We start from the raw sequence: 18,670 nt of genomic DNA on the forward strand, positions 1-18,670 counted from the left end.
CTAGCGCGCCAGTCGGGGCAAGCGCCTTTCAAAAGGCGACGAAGCGCGGTCCTGCTTGTGGGGAGGTATTCTGGTCTTGGGTCAGAGAACTTGCCATCGGTGAAAAGCCGACAAGCGTTGCGCCACGTGGCAACGCCGTGATGCGGCAACTCAAAGCGCGCCCGTCCCACAACCGCGTCGAGGCGGTCCAGCTTTCGCGCTCGCCCGGTTGATGGATAAAGTCGCGGATGTCGTTCCAGAGTCCGCTGGGCGCGGATTTGGAGTGCCATAGCCGCGTGGCGTCCCGCGCGTCGGTTTGGGCAAGGCTGTCCATTCGATCTGTGCCCCAAAGGCTGGCATAGGCGGTGTTGGACATGGTCAGAATGCCGTCACTGGAAAACACGGCGATTGCTTCGTCCAGCGTGTCCAGCACTGCTTGGCCGGTTTCGATTTCGGCGCGAAAATTCCGCGTCAGGGCCATTTCCGCTGAAATATCCTGAAACAAAAATCCGATAGCGCCGTCAGCATGCGGCCGACCTGTGACGCGGTAGATCTTTCCCCCTGCAAGCGACCACGTTTCTTCGTAGCGCCCTTCGACGGCGGCGGTTTCCAGTTCGGAGATCTGGTGACGCCACGAGGTGTAATCTTTGGGTTCCGGCATCATTTTCTTGTCGCGCAGCATATCGAGGACAGCACCAAGCGTCGGGCCCGTCAGCAAAAATTCGGGCGAGAGCGTGGTGAGATCGCCAAACGCGGGGTTGAAAAGCATCACTTTGCGGTCCTTGTCAAAGACGATGAGCCCGAATGTCAGATGCGAAAAGGTTTTCGTCAGGGTCTGGACGACTTCGCGGCGCGCGGCTTCGGCTTTGACGGTGCGATCCGCCACGACAGCCGTATAAAGGGTGTCATGGCCCAAGGTGGCGCGATGCAGGTCAAACCAGCGCGGTCCGCTGGGGGTTTCCACCGCGACAAAGGGGTTTGCGTTCGGGCGCATGCGCAACAATGTATCGCGGTTGAACAATCGCTTGGGCGGCCAGGTGGTGTGGTCGTTGCCGGCGCTGATGTCGTCAACCAAGGCCAGATAGGCGGCATTTGCCCAGGTGATCGTGCCATCCGCCAGTTCGCGCCACACCAGAAACGGCGCGTGTTCTGCGGTCTCGCGCAGCGTTTCGAGTTCGCGTTCCATCGCGTCGAGCGTGTAGCGGTCGATGAGGGCATTTTCCTGCGTGGCATCGTGATCGACGAGGGTCACACGCGCAAGGCCGCGGTGCCATTCCGCCTTCAGCAGCGCCGCGCCGGTATGGGCCGAAAGTTCGACCCGACCGAGATCGGCGAGGTCGCGCATGGCCCGCGAGAGGTCGGGAAAGCGGGGTAACAACAGGCTGAGCAGGCGCGCCCAGTCGCTGCCACCCTCATCGGGCGCGGCACTCAGGAGGGCCTGCGCCTGGGGACTGGCATTGACCATATCGACATCGTCAAAGAGAAAAACGATGTCGTCTTTGGTTTCATCCAGCGCGATGCGATTGCGACGGGTCGAGCGCGATTCAGAGGCCCCAAGAAGGGCCAGAACCCCCAAAGTCACAAGAAAGGTCCCAAGTCCGAGGCCCAAAAAGGGAAATATACTTGCGTTCATCATCATTCGCGCTTTCGACCCAGTAAGGTACTGCCAATTCACTCTCCGAGAAATTGGTTAATGGGTCGTAAAGATCGCCTTAGATCATGGATTAAAGGGGATATTTTCGCCCAAGGGGCCGCTTTGACCGGTTGAAGGCGCGCAAATTGCCGCATGGGGCCACGTCACTTTGACAATCGCGCCACTGGGGCCGGCGCTGCGCCTCAAAGCGTCGGTTTTTGCAAGGACATTGGCAAATTCGATGTCCGCGCCGGTGCGCTCCAGCAGGGTTTTGGCAATGAACAGCCCAAGGCCCATGCCTTCGTAATCGGGGCGCAGGGGGCTGTCTTCGGGCGCGGCGCGGCGTTTCAGAAACGGATCACCGATGCGCCCGATGAGCTGCTGGGGGTATCCCGGACCATCGTCGCGGATGCGGATACTGACATGGGTGTCCGACCATTCGGCCTCGACCCACACTTTCTGGCTGGCGAAATCCACAGCATTCTGAACGAGGTTGCGCAGACCGTGGATAATTTCGGGGCGCCGGAAGACTTCGGGCTGGCGCAGGGTGGTGTCGAGGGCCGGACGGGTGTCGATGAGCAGGGTTTTGCCGCGCTGGGCGTGGGGTTCTGCGGCCTCGTGGATCACGGCGTCCAGCGGCGCCGTGCGCATGTGCAGGTCGTCTTTTCCCGCACGCCCCATCGAACGCAAAATATCGCGGCAGCGGTCGGCCTGTTCGTTGATCAGGCGCGCATCCTCTTGCTGTTCGCCGCTCAGATCGTCGATCAATTCGCTCGACACCAGTTTGATCGTGGCCAGAGGCGTGCCAAGTTCATGCGCGGCGGCGGCAACGACTCCGCCCAGATCAGTCAGTTTCTGTTCGCGCGACAGGGCCATCTGCGTGGCCAGCAAGGCCTCCGACATCGAGTGGATTTCTGAGGCGACACGCCAGGCAAACACCCCCAAAAAGGCAATGCCGATGACAATTGCGATCCAGGCGCCAAATACAAACAGGCGTGGCATGGTGATCGGCAGGCCCGCAAGGCTGTGCAAGGGGATGTAATAGGCGGCCAGAAGCGTGACAAAAAGGATCGCGATGCCGCCGATCAGCGCCGTGGATTGCGGTCGGAGCGCGGTGGCGGAAATCGTCACCGGCGCCAGGATCAACAGCGCAAACGGGTTGTGCAGCCCGCCGGTCAGATAGAGCATCGCACAGAGCTGGGCGAGGTCAAACAGCAGCATCAGCGTCGCGGCGCGTTCGGGCAGGCGGGTGGTTTCGGGAAACACCAGACCGGCCACGAGATTGACCAGAACAGAGGCGCCGATCACCAAGGCGCAGGCGCCGATGTCGAGCCGGATGTCAAAGAGCAGGCTGGCAACGACGATGGCGGTGACCTGCCCCAAAATGGCAATCCAGCGCAACACGACAAGCGTGCGCAAGCGGACCCAATCGGCGCGGCGTTCTTCGCTCAGGGGCGCATTGTCGCGCTTGGGACCGGGGGGGGCTGTGTCGGTCATTGACATCCTTTTGAACGCGGTTTTGATCACGGTGCGTCAATTAGACCCTTGTTAGTCTGCCCCGCGCAGTCGATCAATGCCCCCACTGTCCGATCGACTTTGACGACCACGCAAAAGGAAGCCGACCATGAACCGCTCTACGACCCGAACCATTGCCATCCTGTCGACCTGCGTTCTGGCCGCTGTGGTCGGGTTGACGGCTTGGGCCGCGTTTGGCCCCAAATCCGAAACCCAATGCGCGGGCACGAATGTCGCGGGGGGCACATCGACCATCGGCGGGCCGTTCGAACTTGTGAATGAAGCAGGGGTGAGCGTGACGGACGCGGATGTTTTCACCAAGCCGACGATCCTTTATTTCGGCTATACGTTCTGCCCCGATGTCTGCCCGATGGACAGTCTGCGCAACGCCGAGGCGCTGTATCTGCTGCAAGAGCAGGGCTATGACGCGCAGGCTGCGTTTATCACCGTGGATCCCGCGCGCGACACGCCCGAAGTGGTCGCGCAATTCACCGAATTGTTCCACCCCGATATGATTGGTCTCACGGGCAGCGAAGCCCAGGTCAAAGCGGCGTCGCAGGCCTATAAGACCTACTACAAGTTGAACAAAGAAACGCCCGATGACGAATTTTACCTCGTCGATCATTCCACTTTCACCTATTTTGTCATGCCCGAAACCGGCTTTGTCGACTTTTTCAAACGCGACGACACTCCCGAACAAATGGCCGAGCGTGTGGGCTGCTTTATTGACAGTGCGACCTAAGCCGCACGATATTTAGGTGAAATTGGTCCGATCTGTCGGCCCATGCGTACCTTGAAATACAGGTAACTCAGGAAGGAAAAGCGATGTCCGAAGGTGAACTCCTCGATCTTGGTGAAGATCGCTCGCTTTTGTTGGTCGACGATGACGAGCCGTTTCTCAAACGTCTGGCCCGGGCAATGGAAAAACGCGGCTTTGATGTGGAGACGGCGGAAACGGTCGTTGCCGGGAAAGCCATCGGCATGGCGCGCCCGCCGGCCTATGCGGTGGTTGACCTGCGGCTTGGGGATGGCAACGGTTTGGATGTGGTCGAAGTCATCCGCGACAAGCGGCCCGATGCGCGCATCGTGGTGCTGACGGGATACGGCGCGATTGCGACAGCGGTGGCAGCGGTGAAAATCGGTGCAACGGACTACCTGTCCAAACCCGCAGACGCCAATGACATCACCAACGCGCTGCTGGCCACAGGCGATGCGCTGCCCGAGCCGCCCGAAAACCCGATGTCAGCGGATCGCGTGCGCTGGGAACATATCCAGCGCGTTTTCGAGCTGTGCGACCGCAATGTGTCCGAAACGGCGCGCAGGTTGAACATGCACCGCCGGACATTGCAGCGCATTCTTGCGAAACGCTCGCCGCGCTAAAGCTGGGCGATCAGCGTGTTGTGCCGCTCGGTAAACGCTTTGCGGCTTTCCTTGGGCGCGCGCAGCACAATGGACAAACCATGGACCACCGAGGCACTCGGTTTGCCAAAAATCTTGTCGCTTTCTTGCGTTGAAAACCCTGCAATTTGAGTGGCTTCCAGCCAGGCAGACACACGATCTGCGGCTTTGATCCGCTTTTTGACATCAAGCGGAAGCTTGGCTGGCAAGCCAAAGCGCAGGTGAATTGCCGCCGTGAGACGGTCATCCAGCGTGCCGTAGTCGGGGCCGATGGCGGCTTTGACGGGCGAAATCATATCCCCGATGACATATTCCGGCGCATCGTGCAGCAGCGCGGCCAGCAGCCATTTGACAGGCTCGTTGGGATAGAGACGGCGATAGATTTCTTCGACCAGGACGGAATGCTCGGCCACCGAGTAGGCGAAATCCCCGCGCGTCTGACCGTTCCAGCGCGCCACAAAGGCCAAACCATGCGCGATGTCTTCGATTTCGATATCCATCGGCGTCGGATCGAGCAAATCAAGCCGGCGTCCTGACAGCATCCTCTGCCAAGCGCGCGGCGGGTGAGCTGTGCGTGCCATATCTGCTCCTTTTTGCGAGGTTTAGCTTTCGCGGCGGATAAATTCCAGTCCCCGTTCATCGGCTCTTAAGGTGCAGCGCGTTGAATGCGCGCAACCAAGGTGTTACCTCATGCAGGTAATGCGCTCGGACGCAGCGTTGGATTTATCGGAGCACTTCATGGCCCAAGACTACATCATCAAGGATATCGCGCTGGCTGACTACGGCCGCAAGGAATTGGACATTGCCGAAACGGAAATGCCCGGCCTGATGGCGCTGCGCGAAGAATTCGGCGCGAAAAAGCCGCTCGCCGGGGCGCGGATCGTCGGCTCCTTGCACATGACGATCCAGACAGCCGTGCTGATCGAAACGCTGGTGGCGCTGGGCGCCGATGTGCGCTGGGCCTCGTGCAACATTTTCTCGACCCAAGACCACGCGGCCGCCGCGATTGCCGCAGGCGGGACGCCGGTTTTCGCGATCAAGGGTCAATCCCTCGTTGAGCATTGGGACTATCTCGACCGCTCGTTCCAATTCCCCGAGGGCGCAAACATGATCCTCGACGATGGCGGCGACGCCACGTTGTACATCTTGTTGGGCGCACGGGTCGAGGCGGGCGAAACGGGCCTGCTTGACGTGCCGACCTCCGAGGAAGAAGTCGCCGTGTTCGACCAGATCAAAAAGCGTCTGGCCCAAAGCCCCGGTTGGTTCACCAAAACCCGCGAGGCCATTCTGGGCGTCTCCGAAGAAACCACCACTGGCGTCCACCGCCTTTACGATCTGCACAAGAAAGGCCAGCTGCCTTTCCCTGCGATCAACGTGAATGACTCGGTCACCAAGTCGAAATTTGACAACAAATATGGCTGTAAAGAGAGCCTTGTGGACGGTATCCGCCGTGCGACGGACACGATGATGGCCGGCAAAGTCGCGGTTGTCTGCGGTTACGGCGATGTGGGCAAAGGCTGTGCGGCCTCGCTGAGCGGCGCGGGCGCGCGGGTGAAAGTGACCGAAGTCGATCCGATCTGCGCCTTGCAGGCCGCGATGGACGGCTATGAAGTCGTCGTGCTTGAAGATGTCGCCAGCACGGCGGATATTTTCGTCACGACCACGGGCAACAAGGACGTGATCCGCATCGAACATATGCGCGCGATGAAAGACATGGCGATTGTCGGCAATATCGGCCACTTCGACAATGAAATTCAGGTCGCGGCGCTGAAAAACCACAAGTGGACCAACATCAAGGATCAGGTGGATATGATCGAGATGCCGTCAGGCGCGCGGATCATTTTGCTGTCTGAGGGGCGTTTGTTGAACCTTGGCAATGCCACCGGCCACCCTTCTTTCGTGATGTCGGCGTCCTTTACCAACCAGGTGCTTGCGCAGATCGAACTTTGGGCAAACCACAAGGACTACGCGCCCGGCGTGTATATCCTGCCCAAACATCTGGACGAAAAAGTTGCCCGCCTTCACCTCGCACGGATCGGCGTGAAGCTGTCCCAGCTGAGCAAAGAGCAGGCGGATTACATCGGCGTCACCGTCGAGGGGCCGTTTAAACCGGAACATTACCGCTATTGATCCGTGTTCCATGTGAAACAATTTACGCCGTCCCGATCGGGGCGGCGTTTTCATGCGGCAGGTTCAGGGGTGCGAAGAATTTGCAGAAAATTCTTTGTTTCAGCCCCTTTGCGTTTTAGGCTTTGCCCGAACTGCACAGGGTGGTTCAAAACTGGCCAATGCGCCCCAATAAAATGGTGGGAGAGATTATGGGAAAGCGTGACGATCTGATCGCGAAATATGCCGACGACCTGAAAGCGAAATGCGGTATGGAGCCGGATATGGCGCTGCTCACGAAGGTGACAATCGGGTGCGGCCCGTCGATCTACAACGCAGATGCCTCGACCGTTGCGGGAAGAGATTCCGCCGAGCTTGAGACGGTCAAAGTGAATTTCTTGATGAAAAAGCTGGGTCTTGCCGATGGCCCGAACCTGATGGATGCGATCAATTCCGTAATCGATACCTACGGGCGGTCCGAGCGCAGCAAGTACCGTGCGGTGGTCTATTACATGCTGGTGAAACACTTCGGCAAAGAAGCTGTCTACGCTTAGAACTGCTGACGAGTGGACGAGAAAACCGGCACTTACCTTGCCGGTTTTCCCTTTTCAAACGCTGCGTTCGTCCTGCTCAGCGCAGGTTAACGCCAACTTGCCAAAATGACGGGCAGGTTGATTGAAATGCGCCATACTTGCCGTTTGCCTCGCCGCCGCATTTTGCGTAGGGTAGTGAAACGGACCAGGATGGGCCGGACCTGAAATTCAAGAACACGTGTGGTGCTTAGGTGCACGTGGGGTGGAGGAGGGTCTCGGGGGGTCGAGACCCTCCATTTTTTCCAAACATCAACGATTATCCAGACATCGAAGACCCGCGACCAAAGCGCGACCTCAGGTTGGGTCGGTGTTTCCAAGCTCGCAGAGAACTGCCCATTCAGCCTCGGTCACGGGCTGCACCGACAGGCGCGAGTTATTGACCAAAACCATGTCCGACAGCCGCGGGTCTTGCTTGCACATTGCCAAGGTCACGGGGGTTGCGAAGGGGCGGACGGCTTTGATGTCGACGCATTCCCAACGTAGATCATCGGTGGTGCTATCGGGGTGGGCCTCGGCGCAGACTTCGACAATCCCGACCACCTCTTTTTCCGCCCGCGAGTGGTAGAAAAAGCCGCGATCTCCAATCTTCATCGCGCGCATGTTGTTGCGTGCCTGATAGTTGCGCACGCCATTCCATTCCTCGCCCTCTTCGGCTTTTGCGACTTGCTGATCCCAAGACCAGACCTCTGCTTCGGATTTGAAAAGCCAGTATGCCATCAGCCGATCACCTGCTTCCACGCTTGAATAGAGACTGAGTCAAAGAGGCCTGCCTTGGCATAGGGATCATTTTGCGCCCATGTTTCTGCCTGCTCTTTGGTTTGGACATCCAGCACGACGAGCGAACCGCTCATCTGGCCATCGTCATCCAGAAAGGGACCGGCGATCCGTACCACGCCCGTTTGCGCGATGTAGTCGAGATGGGCCTCTCGGTTGGCTTTGCGGATCTCCAGCGCGCCGGCTTTATCGCGGCAAATGAGGGCGTAGGTCATAGATTACTCCGGTTTCAGGGGGCGAGACAAAAGCGCATCCATCGCTTGGGCGACGGTCGCTTTGCGATCAAGGATTGCTGCAATCATATGGACGATTGGTAGGTCAATTTGGGCCGATTGGGCCATGTTAGAGACTGCTTTTGCCGTGGCAACCCCTTCGACGGTGATGTGGTCCGGCATTTTTTCGCCCGCGCCCAAGGCAAGGCCAAGTGTGAAGTTACGCGATTTTTGCGAGGTGCAGGTCAGCACCAGATCGCCAAAACCCGACAGACCCGCCAGCGTTGCAGGATCAGCGCCCAGATGCTGCGCCAGGCGTGTCACCTCGGCAAAGCCCCGTGTCATAAGCGCCGCGCGCGCGCTATCGCCAAGTCCGGCACCGATCGCAAGGCCTGCGGCAATGGCGATGACGTTTTTCAGGGCACCGCCCAGCTCGACTCCGGTGCAATCCACGCTGGAATAGAGCCTGATATTCTGGGTCGACAGCAAGTCGCGCAGGCGTTGCGCATCCTTTGGTTCAGGGCTTGCCAGGGTCAGCGCCGTGGGAAGATTTGCGGCAATATCGACCGCAAAACTGGGGCCGGACAGCACGGCATGGGTCGCGTCAGGGATAATGCGACGCATAAGCGCAACCGGACCAAGCTGCGTGGCCAGATCAATGCCCTTGCAGCAGGCCACAAGGTCGCGCCCGCGCAGCAGATCGACGTTCTGGTGGCAAAATTGCCCGAGTTGCTGCATCGGCACGGCCAAAAGCCAAGTTTGCGCTGAAATCGTCTCTAAACCATCGGAAATCATGAGGGTGTCGGGGAGCCGAACGCCCGCAAGGCGGCGCGTGTTTTCGCGTTCGGCTTGCATCTGCGCGCCGCCCGTGCGGGCCCAAAGCGTGACGGGCTTGCCGGTCTTTGCAAGGGAAATGGCAAGGGCAGTGCCAAACGCACCGGCGCCCAGAACGGCAATGCTGTTCATGCTTTTGCACCTTTTTTACCAGAGCCGATCAACACGGGCGCGCGATCGTCCAGCGGCCAGCGCGGGCGGGCGGTCAGCGTCGCCGGGTCGACGGCTTGCGCGGTTAACAATTCGATCCCAGCCCAAGCGATCATGGCTGCATTATCCGTACAAAGTCGCAACGGGGGCGCGGTGAATGCGACACCCAAACTGTCGCAAAGCGTCTCTAATCCAGTGCGAATGGCGGTATTTGCGGCAACTCCTCCGGCAACGGCCAATGTTGGTGCCGCCGGAGACATCTCTAGGTACTGCTGGAGTGCGCGGCGGGATTTTTCGATCAAGACATCCCGCACGGCGCGTTGAAACCCTGCGCACAGGTCGTCACGATCCGTTACCGTCAGCCCGCCACAGTCGGAAATCCGTGCGTCACGCGCCCTCAAAAGCGCGGTTTTCAGGCCGGAAAAGGACATATCGCACCCCGCGCGATCAAGAAGCGGGCGCGGAAAGCGGAACCGCTCGGGATCGCCGCGGGTGGCGGCGTCCTCGACCGCCGGACCGCCGGGCTGTGGCAGTCCCAGCAGCTTGGCTGTTTTGTCAAAGGCCTCGCCGGGCGCATCGTCGATGGTGCCGCCGAGCCGCTCGAACCGCGTGGCACTATGGGCGATGAGAAACTGGCAATGCCCGCCCGAGACCAACAGCATCAGATAGGGAAAGGCGAGGCCATCGGTCAGGCGCGGCGTCAGCGCATGACCGGCAAGGTGGTTCACGCCGATCAAGGGCAAGCCGGTCGCCGCAGAGAGGCCTTTGGCGCACATCACACCCGCCACGACCCCCCCGATCAGCCCCGGCCCTGCGGTAACGGCGATGGCGTCCAGATCGCCAAACCCGAGTTGCGCCGCGTCCAGCGCCGACTGGATGGATGTGTCGAGTTTTTCGGTATGCGCCCGCGCCGCGATTTCCGGCACGACGCCGCCAAACGCCGCATGCAGTTCGGTCTGGCTTGCGACGATAGAGGACAGCACGCGGCCTTTGCCATCTTTCAGGCGGACGACCGCTGCCGCCGTGTCGTCGCAGCTGCTTTCGATGCCAAGAAGGGTGCGTGTCAAAGTCATGGGTCTGCCGAATTGTCTCACGTGCTCTAGGCAGGTATCACCGTGCAATGCATCGCACAATCCCGAGGCCCCCCGCGTGACCGATTCCCGCCCCCTTGTTCTGGTGACCCGCCCCGCCCCGCAAGCGCAGCGGTTTGGTCGGGCTTTGCGTGCGGTGTCGCAGAATTTCGAGGTCCTGGAAGCGCCGGTGATGAAAATCGTTCCGGTTTTGCCGCAAAATGCACCGATGGGCCAATTCGATGTCATTTTAACCTCTGCCCATGCGGTGTTCGCAGCTGCCCGTTTGGCCCCCGAGGGCACGGCGTGGTGCGTGGGGGCGCGCACGGCGCAGGCCGCCCGCGCGGCGGGGTTGCGGGCGGTCGATTGCGGGGGAACGGCGCAGGCGCTGGTGACATATTTGCGCACCCATCAGCGCGGTCCCTGTCTGTATCTGCACGGCGAACACCGCGCCGTCGACATCGCAGAGCAGCTCAATAGTGCCGCAATAGAGACGCATGACGTGATGTGTTATCGACAGATCGCGCTGGACTGGCCGAAGGAGGTCACGCAACGCATCAAGGCCGCTCATCCTTTGGTCCTGCCCCTCTTTTCGGCACGATCCGCTCAACTTGTGAGCGCAAGAATGCCCGATGGTGTGCCGATTGCCCTTGTTTCCTTGTCGCAATCGGTCGATGCCGCTTGGCGGGGGCCTGCGCCGATTGCGCGATTTGTTGCGGGTGCGCCGACGCAAGACAGCCTGATCGCGACGCTGATGTCGCCTGCGGTGGGAACATTGCTTGAGGGCGGTGGGTTAGCACACTAAGGTTTATTCAAAGCGACGCCGCCAAGGCTGCGTCCTGTTCATTTTATTGAAGATATTCGAGGGGTTTCTTCCGTGGCACGTTCCAAAAAATCGTCTGATTTGCCTGCGTCGAGTGTTCCACCCGAACAGCCGGAGGTGGAGGAAACCCTAAGCGCGCCGCATGAGAAAGTGCCTGGCGTGGAGGGGGATGCGGTGATTTTGTCCGAGCCCGACGACGCCCCCCAGACTCCGGAGGACGCGGTTGAGAGCGGTGAGGACGCCGGCGCCGCGGAGGTGACTGTCGAACTTGAAACAGCGCCATTGACCGCGGATGACACAGGGGACGATCCCGTTGTGATCGTTGAAACTTCCCAAGATCCGCTTGCGGGTGATGCGCAAAATGCCGATGAGGCGCCTTTGGAGAACGACGCTGTCGAAGAGCCGGTCACCGCTGCGCCTGCGCCAATGGCAACGGAAGTTCCCAAGCGCTCCTCCGGCTTTGCACCGCTGTTTGTCGGCGGCCTCGTCGCGGCATGTTTGGGGTTCGCAGCGGCGGTGATGTTGCCCGAGGGTAGCTTGTCCTTCCTCAGGTCCAGCACTGCGCCCGCGCCGCAAAGCAGCCCGGAGACGGAGGCGTTCAGCAACGGCTTGTCGGATGTCCAGACAAGTTTGCAGGCGCAAAACGCAACCATCGCCGAGCTACAAGAGACGATCAGCGCGTTGAGTGCCACGCCCGTGGTTGCGGCTGTGCCCTTTGATACAGCACAGTTTGACGCGCAAATCAGTGCTTTGTCCGACAAGATCGACGGGTTCGATGCGCGGATCACCGCGCTCGAAGCGGCCCCGACCGCCACCGCCGCGACATCGGATCTGAGCGAAGAATACGCCGCGCAACTGGCGCAGATGAAAGAAACGCTCGCCAGCGAAATGCAAAAGCTCGAATCCGAGAAACTTGCCGCTGCGCAGGCCAGCGATGGCGCGGTCTTGCGCGATGCGGTCCTGTCGGGCGCGCCCTTCGCACAGCTCCTGCCCGAGCTGACGATCACCGTACCGGACGTGCTTGTCGCAGAGGCCGAGAGCGGCGTGCCGACGCTGTCCGATCTGGAAACGGCCTTTCCGGATGCGGCGCGTACCGCGCTTGAGGTCTCGATCCGCGCGACCACGAGCGATGCTGCGCAGGACCGGATTGGCGCTTTCTTTAAAACCCAACTGGGTGTTCGGTCGCTGACACCCAAAGAGGGCAGCGATCCCGATGCGATTTTGTCGCGCGCCGAGGCGAAATTGAAGTCTGCCGATCTCGACGGTGCCATTTCCGAAATTTCTGCGTTGCCCCAAGCAGGGCAGGCCGCGATGGCCGATTGGGTCGCGATGGCTCAAAAACGCAGTGACGCTGTGGCCGCGCTTGCCACACTTGAAAACAAGTAAGGAACGATCGACATGTTGTGGTCCTTGATCAAGATTATCCTTTTTGTCGTGATCGTCGCGGCTTTGGCTTTTGGTGGCGGTTCGTTGCTGGAGATGGATGGGGGCATCCGCATTGTGCTGCCCAATGTCGAGTTGAACCTCGGTCCGCTTGAGGCCGTGATTGGCCTTGTGCTTTTGATTGCGGCGCTTTGGGTGGTGGCAAAACTTGTCGGGTTGCTTGTGGCTTTCGTGCGGTTTCTCCTTGGGGATGAGACGGCTCTGTCGCGCTATTTCGACCGCAATCGCGAACGGCGCGGTTTTCAGGCGCTCACCGATGCGATGATGGCTTTGGCCTCGGGCGAGGGGAAAACCGCCCTCGCCAAAGCGCAAAAAGCCGAACGCTATTTAGGGCGTCCCGAGATCACCACGGTTGTTGCAGCGCAGGCGGCGGAAATGTCTGGCGATAAAAGCAAGGCCGAAGGGTTCTACAAACGGTTGTTGCAAGACGATCGGACCCGCTTTGTGGGGGTGCGCGGGATCATGAAGCAGCGCCTTGATGCGGGCGATACCGACACTGCGTTGAAATTGGCGGAAAAAGCATTCGCGCTAAAGCCCAAACACGCCGAAACCCAAGATGTGCTTTTGAAACTTCAGGCCGAGAAACACGACTGGGCTGGTGCGCGTAAAACTCTGGCTGCAAAGGCGAAATTCGGTCAGCTGCCCAAGGATGTGCACAAGCGGCGCGATGCGGTTCTGGCCCTGTCCGAAGCGGCGGAACTGATCAGTGATGACAGCTCGATCACCCAGCGCGAAGCGGCGATTGATGCGAACAAAATGTCGCCTGACCTGATCCCGGCGGCTGTGATGGCCGCACGCAGCTATATCAAGCAGGACAACCCGAAATACGCGACGCGCGTACTGAAAAAAGCATGGGCGGCGCAACCGCATCCCGATCTTGCAGCCGCTTTTGCGGAAATCAAACCCGGTGAGGAACCGCATGCGCGGCTCAAACGCTTTGCAACGCTGACAAAAGTGCGGCCCGAGCATTCCGAGACCAAGATGCTGCTGGCTGAATTGAACATTGCCGCCGGCGAGTTTCCTCCAGCACGCCGCGCCTTGAGCGACCTGCCGGAAACCGACCCGACGGCCCGGGTTCTGACACTTATGGCGGCCATCGAACGTGGCGAAGGCGCGGATGATGTCGTCGTGCGGGGCTGGTTGGCGCGGGCGCTGACGGCGTCGCGCGGGCCGCAGTGGATTTGCGACAATTGCCAGACCATTCATACCCAATGGGGACCGATGTGCTCTAATTGCGGTGGGTTTGATACGCTCTCCTGGCGCCGCCCGACGCAGGGAGAAGTGGCGATGCCTGCCGGAACCGAGATGTTGCCCCTGATCGTTGGCGCAGGGGTGGCGACGCCGAGTGTGGTTCCCCAAGAGGACGCGGTCGCGCCGGAAATCATCGATATTCCCGATGCCGAAGTGAGCGAGCCAGAAGACAAGCCCGCCCCCTAGAGGGGGGGGCTTGCGGAGGATGGGGCGATGAGCAAAGGCCGCTTTATCCCATGTCTTGGCGCACAATGTCGGTGAGCAGCACGTCGTTCACCGCTTTGCCGCCCAGCTTCTGACCAACCTCAAGCAGCGTTTTTCGCAGTTTGTCCATATTGGTGCTTTCGGTGAAATCGCCTTTGAAGCCGCCAAGATTTGCGTGGTCGAAGAACACCTGAAGGAAAGCATCGCGCAGCTTGGGCTCCATCGCATAAATGGCCTCACGCGAGCCGACGGTGACTTCAAGGCTGAGGGAAAGTACCACCATCGAGACAACTTTGCCGTTGTCCACATCCGGAATCACGAACTGATTGTTGAGCTTGACGTATTCGAACTGGGGGTCTTCGGTGTCTTCTTCGGGGGCCTGCGTGTCGGCGGGCACGTCGTGCATCTCCAGATCCCCGCAGGGGTTCAACACGACCGGTTGGGGGGCGGGGCGCAAGGCTATGCCGCCGCCGATTCCCGCGCCAAGACCGACAATCGCAAGTAGAATAGGAAGAATCTTCCCCAGCATGGTACAAATTCCTTAGAAAGGGAGAACAATATCAGCGATCTGCTGGCCATAGCGGGGTTGCTGAACCTGACTGATCTGGCCGCGCCCCCCGTAGGAAATCCGCGCCGATGCAATTTTGTCATAGGTGATTTCGTTCTGCCGAGAGATGTCTTCAGGCCGCACGTAGCCCTCGACAAGCAGCTCGCGGACCTCGAAGTTCACACGAACTTCCTGGGCACCGGAAATTTGCAAAACCCCGTTTGGCAGCACGCCGATGATGGTTGCGGCGACCTTGAGTTGCAGTTTCTCGTTGCGCGACACCGAGCCGTTCCCAGAAAAGTTGCTTGCGGAATTTGTGCCCACGGCACTTCCCATGCTTGCGCCATCGGGCAGGGTCTCGTTGATCCTTTCGGGCAGGCCGAACAGGCCGGTGACGCCCATGCTTTCGGTCCCGCTGCGGGAGCGACCGGAGGTATTGTTCATCTGCGCACTATCGTCGATTTCGATAACCACGGTCAGGATATCGCCCCTTTGGATCGCGCGCCGATCCCCGAGCAAGGAGGTTCGATTGGCCGTCCACAGGGAGGCGGGCGAAAACGGTGTTTGGCGCGGCAAGTCCTCGGGCAATCCGGGCGAGGTCATCGCGCGGGTTTCGACCGATTCCTGAAGCGGCGTCATGGCCGGAAGCCGCCCGACAGTATCAAGTTTCGTGCAAGCCATGAGGGCGAGCGGGAGGGTGAGAGCTAGCATGAAACGCATGGGGATTTCCTTAGAAAAGGCTGGGGTCGAGGCCGCCGACGATGACCGAGCCCTGTTCGGTGACCTGACCGGAAACGATTGTTTTAGAAGTTAAATTCATCGCGCGAAGCGTGTCACCGACACCAGCCCGCGCCAGGGAGCGGCCTTCACTGACCATGGTCAGATTGCCCGAACGATAGACAAGCGTGACCATCTGGTTTCTATCAATGATGGCCGCGGGCCCGATGTCTTCGGGACGGATCGGGCGACCGGCATAGAGAGCGACACGGGCCTCGAAACCGACGAGTTCCTCAATGGCCACGAACATGCCCGGCATGTCTTCGGCAATCAGCGCAAGATCGCTGGCCGAAAGGATGGTCTGCGCGCGCAATGTGCGTGCGGCGACGACCGTCTCGGCCTGCAACGGTTGTGCAAAAACACACAGAGCCAGAGCCCCCGCGCGAACATATGTCCAAAGCCGGCGCATTAGCGGATCTGCGTCGTTGCCGACAGCATCTGATCGGCTGCAGTGATCACCTTGGCGTTCAGTTCGTAGCCGCGTTGCGCCTGAATCAGTTCTGTTACTTCGCGCACGGCATCCACTGAACTTTCCTCAAGGTAGCCTTGGCGCAGGGTGCCAAGCCCGTCTGTCCCCGGGGTATTGACGATTGAGGCCCCACTGGCCGCTGTTTCCAAAAACAGGTTCGATCCGATCGCTTCGAGACCCTTGGGGTTCGAAAAATCGGCCAGCGTAAATTGGCCAAGCAATTGCGGCTCGACCTGATTTTGGAAATAGGCATAGACTTCGCCCTGGGCGTTGATCGCGATGGAGCGCGCGTCGTCGGGCACGGTGATGTCGGGAACGACCGAAAACCCGTCCGATGTCACGATCAGACCTTCAGCGGAGCGCTTCAGGGCACCGTCGCGGGTATAGGCGGCAGCGCCGGAGGGCAATGTCACCTCGAGGTAGCCCTCGCCCTCGATTGCCAGATCAAGATCACCACCGGTGGCGGCAATCGCGCCCTGCGCAATCTGGATCGAGACCGACGAGGGGCGCACACCGAGACCAAGTTGGATACCGGTCGGAAGAACGGTTCCGTCCGACGCGTTGATGGTGCCCGGGCGGGCCATCTGTTGATAATGCAGGTCGGTGAATTCGGCCCGACGGGCGCTGTAGCCCGTGGTGCTCATGTTGGCGAGGTTTTGGGAAATGGTCTCGACCCGCATGGATTGGGCCGCCATCCCTGTCGCTGCAATACTCAGTGCGCGCATGGTTTATTCCTTTCAGCGTCCGAGAGTGGAAAGGACGGAGCGGATGCGCTCGTCCTCTTTGTCGAGGAAATTCTGGCCCATTTCGTAGGCCCGCTGGACCTGGATCATGCGGGAAATTTCGCTGACCGCGTTGACGTTTGAGCCCTCGACAAACCCTTGCAGGATCTTGCCGTCCTCATAGGGTTCGATGCCCCCTTCGGTTTGAAACCGCACGCCATCCGCGCGGTTCATCGACGTGGGATCGGTTGGCAGAAAAAGCCCGACCTGAGCCAGCGGCAACCCGTCGGCCGAGAGGGTGCCATCCGCGGCCATAGATACGCCGGTGGCATTCGTCGGGATAAAAATCGGCGTGCCCCCATTGTCCAAAAGGCGATAGCCGTCCAGCGTGACCAATTCGCCTTCCTCATTGGGCGTAAAGGCACCGCCGCGTGTCAATGACGGGCCGTTGGGCGTGTCGATCTGAAAGAAACCGTCACCCTCGATGGCAAAATCGAAGGTGCCGCCCGTGGCCGTCAACGGGCCCTGGGAGTCATCGGTCAGGCGCACGTCAGCGGTGGCCATCGACAGGGAGGCCTCGTCGGGCTCGAGTGCTGCGATGAATTCCGAGAAAATCATCCCCTCGCGACGAAACCCGGTTGTCGACATGTTGGCGATGTTGTTCGCGATCGCCGTCATTTCGTTCTTGAGACCCGACATGCGGGTCAGGGAGGCGTAGCCTGCTGAATCCATTTTATAATCCTCCGATCATCGGGATAATCCGGTCGGTGAAAAATGCGGTCAGAGTTTCGGTCATAAAGCCCATAGTGGCCCAGAAAACGATCAAGATTGCGCCCACTTTGGGGACGAAGGTCAGGGTCATTTCCTGGATTGAGGTCAGAGCCTGAAACAGGCCGACGGTCAGGCCGGCGACAAGTGCGACCAGCAAAATCGGCGTGGAAATCATGACCGAAATCCACAAGGCCTGACGCAACGTGTCGTAAAAAACCAACTCATCCACGGCGCTAGACCGGCATCCGCAGAATTTCCTGATAGGCCTCGACGACCTTGTCGCGCACCGTGACAGCCGCCTCGACGGCGAGTTCGGTTTGCGCCAGGGCCTGGACCAGGGAATGCGCGTCGGCCCCTCCGGTCATCGCCTGTTCTGCGGTCTCTTCCGAGCTGCGCAGGGTCTGGGCGAAATCCTTGAGGATAGTGCCGAACGACTCGCCGATTCCGGCCCCCTCCTGCGCGGGATCGGGGGCGGTTGCGGGGCGCGTGGATGTGTAGCCTTGGGCGGCATAGGTAGAAAGGATGTCCATTCTGGTCTCCTGTTAACGACGTAGAAGGTCGAGCAGGGAAGACGACATTTGCCGCACCTGATCGAACATTTTCAGATTTGCTTCGTAGCTGCGCTGCGCTTCGCGCGCGTCAGCGATTTCGACAACGAGATCGACGTTTGACCCGTCATAGTAGCCGGACTCTTTTGCCAGCGGATGGCCGGGGTCATAGATTTGGGCGAGGTCGCTTTTATCCAGCTTGACCGGACCGGTTTGCACGGATCCAGTTTTGGTGCCGCCGACGACTTCCGCCTCGAAAGTCGCCGTTTTGCGGCGATAGCCGGGGGTGTCGGCATTCGCGATATTTTCAGAGGAAAAGCGCAGCCGATCCGCTTGCGCGCGCATGCCCGAGGCGGACAGAACAAGACTTTGCATAAGGTCAGACATTCGGATTCTCCGTTACCTGCGACCGATGGACGTGCGTAAAATTGTCATTGAGCTTTTGTAGATCGACAGCGCGAGGTCGTGCTGATGGCGCACTTCTGTGGCCTTCATCATTTCCGTTTCAAGCGCGACCGTATTGCCGTTGGGGGAAGATCGATCCGGCGTATCGACCTGCGAAAACGCGATCTGTTGGGCCGGCGCGCCGCTGTCTTGGGCGCTCAGACGATGGCCGGCGCGTGTGGCGCGCATGGCACCACCGTCAGCGGCGCGCTGATAGCTGTCGGCAAAGGGCACGAGGTCCTTGGCGCGGTAGCCCGGCGTATCCGCATTCGCGATATTTTCAGCGACGGCACCCTGGCGCGCACTGGCATGCTGCGCGAGGCCCTGCGCCATTTTAAACATTTCTAGTTTCTCAAACATCGGGGCTTCTCCCTCGAGTAATCTCAACCAAGGCTTAACCCTGATTC

At 59.9% G+C, this 18,670-nt stretch carries 23 protein-coding genes; 7 read left to right on the plus strand and 16 right to left on the minus strand.

What is annotated here, in order from left to right:
• Window positions 1-28: 28 nt before the first annotated feature.
• Both AQS8620_RS00645 and regB read right to left on the minus strand, forming a co-directional pair.
• On the minus strand, window positions 29-1,612 hold the full coding sequence (locus AQS8620_RS00645) for a PAS-domain containing protein (RefSeq protein ID WP_159453175.1): 1,584 nt from the start codon (window positions 1,610-1,612) through the stop codon (window positions 29-31).
• Between the two features lie 84 nt (window positions 1,613-1,696).
• Window positions 1,697-3,109: a sensor histidine kinase RegB gene (regB, locus tag AQS8620_RS00650; RefSeq protein ID WP_085835335.1), complete on the minus strand. Its 1,413-nt coding sequence runs from the start codon at window positions 3,107-3,109 to the stop codon at window positions 1,697-1,699.
• A 127-nt stretch (window positions 3,110-3,236) separates the two neighbouring features.
• Here regB and AQS8620_RS00655 point away from each other — a divergent pair, with 127 nt between their 5' ends.
• A complete protein-coding gene (locus AQS8620_RS00655; RefSeq protein WP_085834893.1) occupies window positions 3,237-3,869 on the plus strand; it encodes an SCO family protein in 633 nt (210 codons plus the stop codon).
• An 83-nt stretch (window positions 3,870-3,952) separates the two neighbouring features.
• Window positions 3,953-4,507: an ActR/PrrA/RegA family redox response regulator transcription factor gene (locus AQS8620_RS00660; RefSeq protein WP_085834894.1), complete on the plus strand. Its 555-nt coding sequence runs from the start codon at window positions 3,953-3,955 to the stop codon at window positions 4,505-4,507.
• Here AQS8620_RS00660 and AQS8620_RS00665 read toward each other — a convergent pair.
• Entirely contained in the window at window positions 4,504-5,106 is a 603-nt protein-coding gene (locus AQS8620_RS00665; protein ID WP_085834895.1) for an HD domain-containing protein, read from the minus strand. The two genes, AQS8620_RS00660 and AQS8620_RS00665, sit on opposite strands and share 4 nt — an antisense overlap.
• Before the next feature lie 157 nt (window positions 5,107-5,263).
• Between AQS8620_RS00665 and ahcY the strand changes: the two genes are divergently transcribed.
• Window positions 5,264-6,655: an adenosylhomocysteinase gene (gene ahcY / locus AQS8620_RS00670; RefSeq protein WP_085834896.1), complete on the plus strand. Its 1,392-nt coding sequence runs from the start codon at window positions 5,264-5,266 to the stop codon at window positions 6,653-6,655.
• 188 nt (window positions 6,656-6,843) lie between these two features.
• Window positions 6,844-7,185 carry a DUF2853 family protein gene (locus AQS8620_RS00675; protein WP_085835336.1) on the plus strand — a complete coding sequence of 114 codons (342 nt, stop codon included), beginning with the start codon at window positions 6,844-6,846 and terminating at the stop codon, window positions 7,183-7,185.
• A gap of 333 nt (window positions 7,186-7,518) precedes the next feature.
• Here AQS8620_RS00675 and AQS8620_RS00680 read toward each other — a convergent pair whose 3' ends face one another.
• The 4 genes from AQS8620_RS00680 to tsaD are packed head-to-tail and all read right to left on the minus strand — an operon-like array spanning window position 7,519 to window position 10,267.
• The gene (locus AQS8620_RS00680) at window positions 7,519-7,941 is read right to left on the minus strand and encodes an EVE domain-containing protein (RefSeq protein ID WP_085834897.1); all 423 of its coding nucleotides are present in this window, start codon (window positions 7,939-7,941) and stop codon (window positions 7,519-7,521) included.
• Window positions 7,941-8,213 carry a YciI family protein gene (locus AQS8620_RS00685; protein WP_085834898.1) on the minus strand — a complete coding sequence of 91 codons (273 nt, stop codon included), beginning with the start codon at window positions 8,211-8,213 and terminating at the stop codon, window positions 7,941-7,943. The genes AQS8620_RS00680 and AQS8620_RS00685 overlap by 1 nt, the downstream gene beginning before the upstream one ends.
• 3 nt (window positions 8,214-8,216) lie before the next feature.
• The gene (locus tag AQS8620_RS00690; protein WP_085834899.1) at window positions 8,217-9,176 is read right to left on the minus strand and encodes an NAD(P)H-dependent glycerol-3-phosphate dehydrogenase; all 960 of its coding nucleotides are present in this window, start codon (window positions 9,174-9,176) and stop codon (window positions 8,217-8,219) included.
• Entirely contained in the window at window positions 9,173-10,267 is a 1,095-nt protein-coding gene (gene tsaD, locus AQS8620_RS00695; RefSeq protein WP_085834900.1) for a tRNA (adenosine(37)-N6)-threonylcarbamoyltransferase complex transferase subunit TsaD, read from the minus strand. The genes AQS8620_RS00690 and tsaD overlap by 4 nt, the downstream gene beginning before the upstream one ends.
• 76 nt (window positions 10,268-10,343) lie before the next feature.
• On the opposite strand from tsaD, the gene AQS8620_RS00700 reads away from it, so the two are divergent.
• From AQS8620_RS00700 to AQS8620_RS00710, 3 genes are all read left to right on the plus strand, one after another.
• The gene (locus tag AQS8620_RS00700) at window positions 10,344-11,069 is read left to right on the plus strand and encodes a uroporphyrinogen-III synthase (protein WP_159453176.1); all 726 of its coding nucleotides are present in this window, start codon (window positions 10,344-10,346) and stop codon (window positions 11,067-11,069) included.
• Between the two features lie 72 nt (window positions 11,070-11,141).
• Window positions 11,142-12,473: a COG4223 family protein gene (locus AQS8620_RS00705; protein ID WP_143267368.1), complete on the plus strand. Its 1,332-nt coding sequence runs from the start codon at window positions 11,142-11,144 to the stop codon at window positions 12,471-12,473.
• 12 nt (window positions 12,474-12,485) lie between these two features.
• Window positions 12,486-13,967, plus strand: coding sequence for a heme biosynthesis protein HemY (locus tag AQS8620_RS00710; protein WP_085834902.1), 1,482 nt, complete (start codon window positions 12,486-12,488; stop codon window positions 13,965-13,967).
• A gap of 43 nt (window positions 13,968-14,010) precedes the next feature.
• On the opposite strand, the gene AQS8620_RS00715 is transcribed toward AQS8620_RS00710, so the two are convergent.
• From AQS8620_RS00715 to AQS8620_RS00755, 9 genes are read right to left on the minus strand one after another with little or no spacing between them, the layout of a single operon-like run.
• Window positions 14,011-14,514, minus strand: coding sequence for a flagellar basal body-associated FliL family protein (locus tag AQS8620_RS00715; RefSeq protein ID WP_085834903.1), 504 nt, complete (start codon window positions 14,512-14,514; stop codon window positions 14,011-14,013).
• Window positions 14,515-14,526: 12 nt separating this feature from the next.
• Window positions 14,527-15,252 carry a flagellar basal body L-ring protein FlgH gene (flgH, locus tag AQS8620_RS00720; RefSeq protein ID WP_085834904.1) on the minus strand — a complete coding sequence of 242 codons (726 nt, stop codon included), beginning with the start codon at window positions 15,250-15,252 and terminating at the stop codon, window positions 14,527-14,529.
• A 10-nt stretch (window positions 15,253-15,262) separates the two neighbouring features.
• The gene (flgA, locus tag AQS8620_RS00725; protein WP_085834905.1) at window positions 15,263-15,718 is read right to left on the minus strand and encodes a flagellar basal body P-ring formation chaperone FlgA; all 456 of its coding nucleotides are present in this window, start codon (window positions 15,716-15,718) and stop codon (window positions 15,263-15,265) included.
• The gene (gene flgG / locus AQS8620_RS00730; protein WP_085834906.1) at window positions 15,718-16,503 is read right to left on the minus strand and encodes a flagellar basal-body rod protein FlgG; all 786 of its coding nucleotides are present in this window, start codon (window positions 16,501-16,503) and stop codon (window positions 15,718-15,720) included. Before flgG ends, flgA begins: the two co-directional genes overlap by 1 nt.
• A gap of 12 nt (window positions 16,504-16,515) precedes the next feature.
• Complete coding sequence (locus tag AQS8620_RS00735) at window positions 16,516-17,232, minus strand: flagellar hook-basal body complex protein (RefSeq protein WP_085834907.1); 717 nt, start codon at window positions 17,230-17,232, stop codon at window positions 16,516-16,518.
• A 1-nt stretch (window position 17,233) separates the two neighbouring features.
• Window positions 17,234-17,500: a flagellar biosynthetic protein FliQ gene (locus AQS8620_RS00740; RefSeq protein ID WP_085834908.1), complete on the minus strand. Its 267-nt coding sequence runs from the start codon at window positions 17,498-17,500 to the stop codon at window positions 17,234-17,236.
• A gap of 4 nt (window positions 17,501-17,504) precedes the next feature.
• Window positions 17,505-17,801, minus strand: a complete 297-nt coding sequence (gene fliE, locus AQS8620_RS00745; protein WP_085834909.1) for a flagellar hook-basal body complex protein FliE — start codon at window positions 17,799-17,801, stop codon at window positions 17,505-17,507.
• A gap of 12 nt (window positions 17,802-17,813) precedes the next feature.
• A complete protein-coding gene (gene flgC, locus AQS8620_RS00750; protein ID WP_085834910.1) occupies window positions 17,814-18,206 on the minus strand; it encodes a flagellar basal body rod protein FlgC in 393 nt (130 codons plus the stop codon).
• 12 nt (window positions 18,207-18,218) lie between these two features.
• Window positions 18,219-18,623: a FlgB family protein gene (locus AQS8620_RS00755; protein WP_085834911.1), complete on the minus strand. Its 405-nt coding sequence runs from the start codon at window positions 18,621-18,623 to the stop codon at window positions 18,219-18,221.
• Between the last annotated feature and the right edge of the window lie 47 nt (window positions 18,624-18,670).

The organism is Aquimixticola soesokkakensis (assembly GCF_900172375.1).
In the GTDB taxonomy this organism is placed as follows: Bacteria; Pseudomonadota; Alphaproteobacteria; order Rhodobacterales; family Rhodobacteraceae; genus Aquimixticola; species Aquimixticola soesokkakensis.

Bases quoted from the DNA above. Each gene is read 5' to 3' on its own strand.
- AQS8620_RS00645 (WP_159453175.1), bottom strand. From the start codon at position 1,612: ATGAACGCAAGTATATTTCCCTTTTTGGGCCTCGGACTTGGGACCTTT.
- regB (WP_085835335.1), bottom strand. From the start codon at position 3,109: ATGACCGACACAGCCCCCCCCGGTCCCAAGCGCGACAATGCGCCCCTG.
- AQS8620_RS00655 (WP_085834893.1), top strand. From the start codon at position 3,237: ATGAACCGCTCTACGACCCGAACCATTGCCATCCTGTCGACCTGCGTT.
- AQS8620_RS00660 (WP_085834894.1), top strand. From the start codon at position 3,953: ATGTCCGAAGGTGAACTCCTCGATCTTGGTGAAGATCGCTCGCTTTTG.
- AQS8620_RS00665 (WP_085834895.1), bottom strand. From the start codon at position 5,106: ATGGCACGCACAGCTCACCCGCCGCGCGCTTGGCAGAGGATGCTGTCA.
- ahcY (WP_085834896.1), top strand. From the start codon at position 5,264: ATGGCCCAAGACTACATCATCAAGGATATCGCGCTGGCTGACTACGGC.
- AQS8620_RS00675 (WP_085835336.1), top strand. From the start codon at position 6,844: ATGGGAAAGCGTGACGATCTGATCGCGAAATATGCCGACGACCTGAAA.
- AQS8620_RS00680 (WP_085834897.1), bottom strand. From the start codon at position 7,941: ATGGCATACTGGCTTTTCAAATCCGAAGCAGAGGTCTGGTCTTGGGAT.
- AQS8620_RS00685 (WP_085834898.1), bottom strand. From the start codon at position 8,213: ATGACCTACGCCCTCATTTGCCGCGATAAAGCCGGCGCGCTGGAGATC.
- AQS8620_RS00690 (WP_085834899.1), bottom strand. From the start codon at position 9,176: ATGAACAGCATTGCCGTTCTGGGCGCCGGTGCGTTTGGCACTGCCCTT.
- tsaD (WP_085834900.1), bottom strand. From the start codon at position 10,267: ATGACTTTGACACGCACCCTTCTTGGCATCGAAAGCAGCTGCGACGAC.
- AQS8620_RS00710 (WP_085834902.1), top strand. From the start codon at position 12,486: ATGTTGTGGTCCTTGATCAAGATTATCCTTTTTGTCGTGATCGTCGCG.
- AQS8620_RS00715 (WP_085834903.1), bottom strand. From the start codon at position 14,514: ATGCTGGGGAAGATTCTTCCTATTCTACTTGCGATTGTCGGTCTTGGC.
- flgH (WP_085834904.1), bottom strand. From the start codon at position 15,252: ATGCGTTTCATGCTAGCTCTCACCCTCCCGCTCGCCCTCATGGCTTGC.
- flgA (WP_085834905.1), bottom strand. From the start codon at position 15,718: ATGCGCCGGCTTTGGACATATGTTCGCGCGGGGGCTCTGGCTCTGTGT.
- flgG (WP_085834906.1), bottom strand. From the start codon at position 16,503: ATGCGCGCACTGAGTATTGCAGCGACAGGGATGGCGGCCCAATCCATG.
- AQS8620_RS00735 (WP_085834907.1), bottom strand. From the start codon at position 17,232: ATGGATTCAGCAGGCTACGCCTCCCTGACCCGCATGTCGGGTCTCAAG.
- fliE (WP_085834909.1), bottom strand. From the start codon at position 17,801: ATGGACATCCTTTCTACCTATGCCGCCCAAGGCTACACATCCACGCGC.
- flgC (WP_085834910.1), bottom strand. From the start codon at position 18,206: ATGTCTGACCTTATGCAAAGTCTTGTTCTGTCCGCCTCGGGCATGCGC.
- AQS8620_RS00755 (WP_085834911.1), bottom strand. From the start codon at position 18,623: ATGTTTGAGAAACTAGAAATGTTTAAAATGGCGCAGGGCCTCGCGCAG.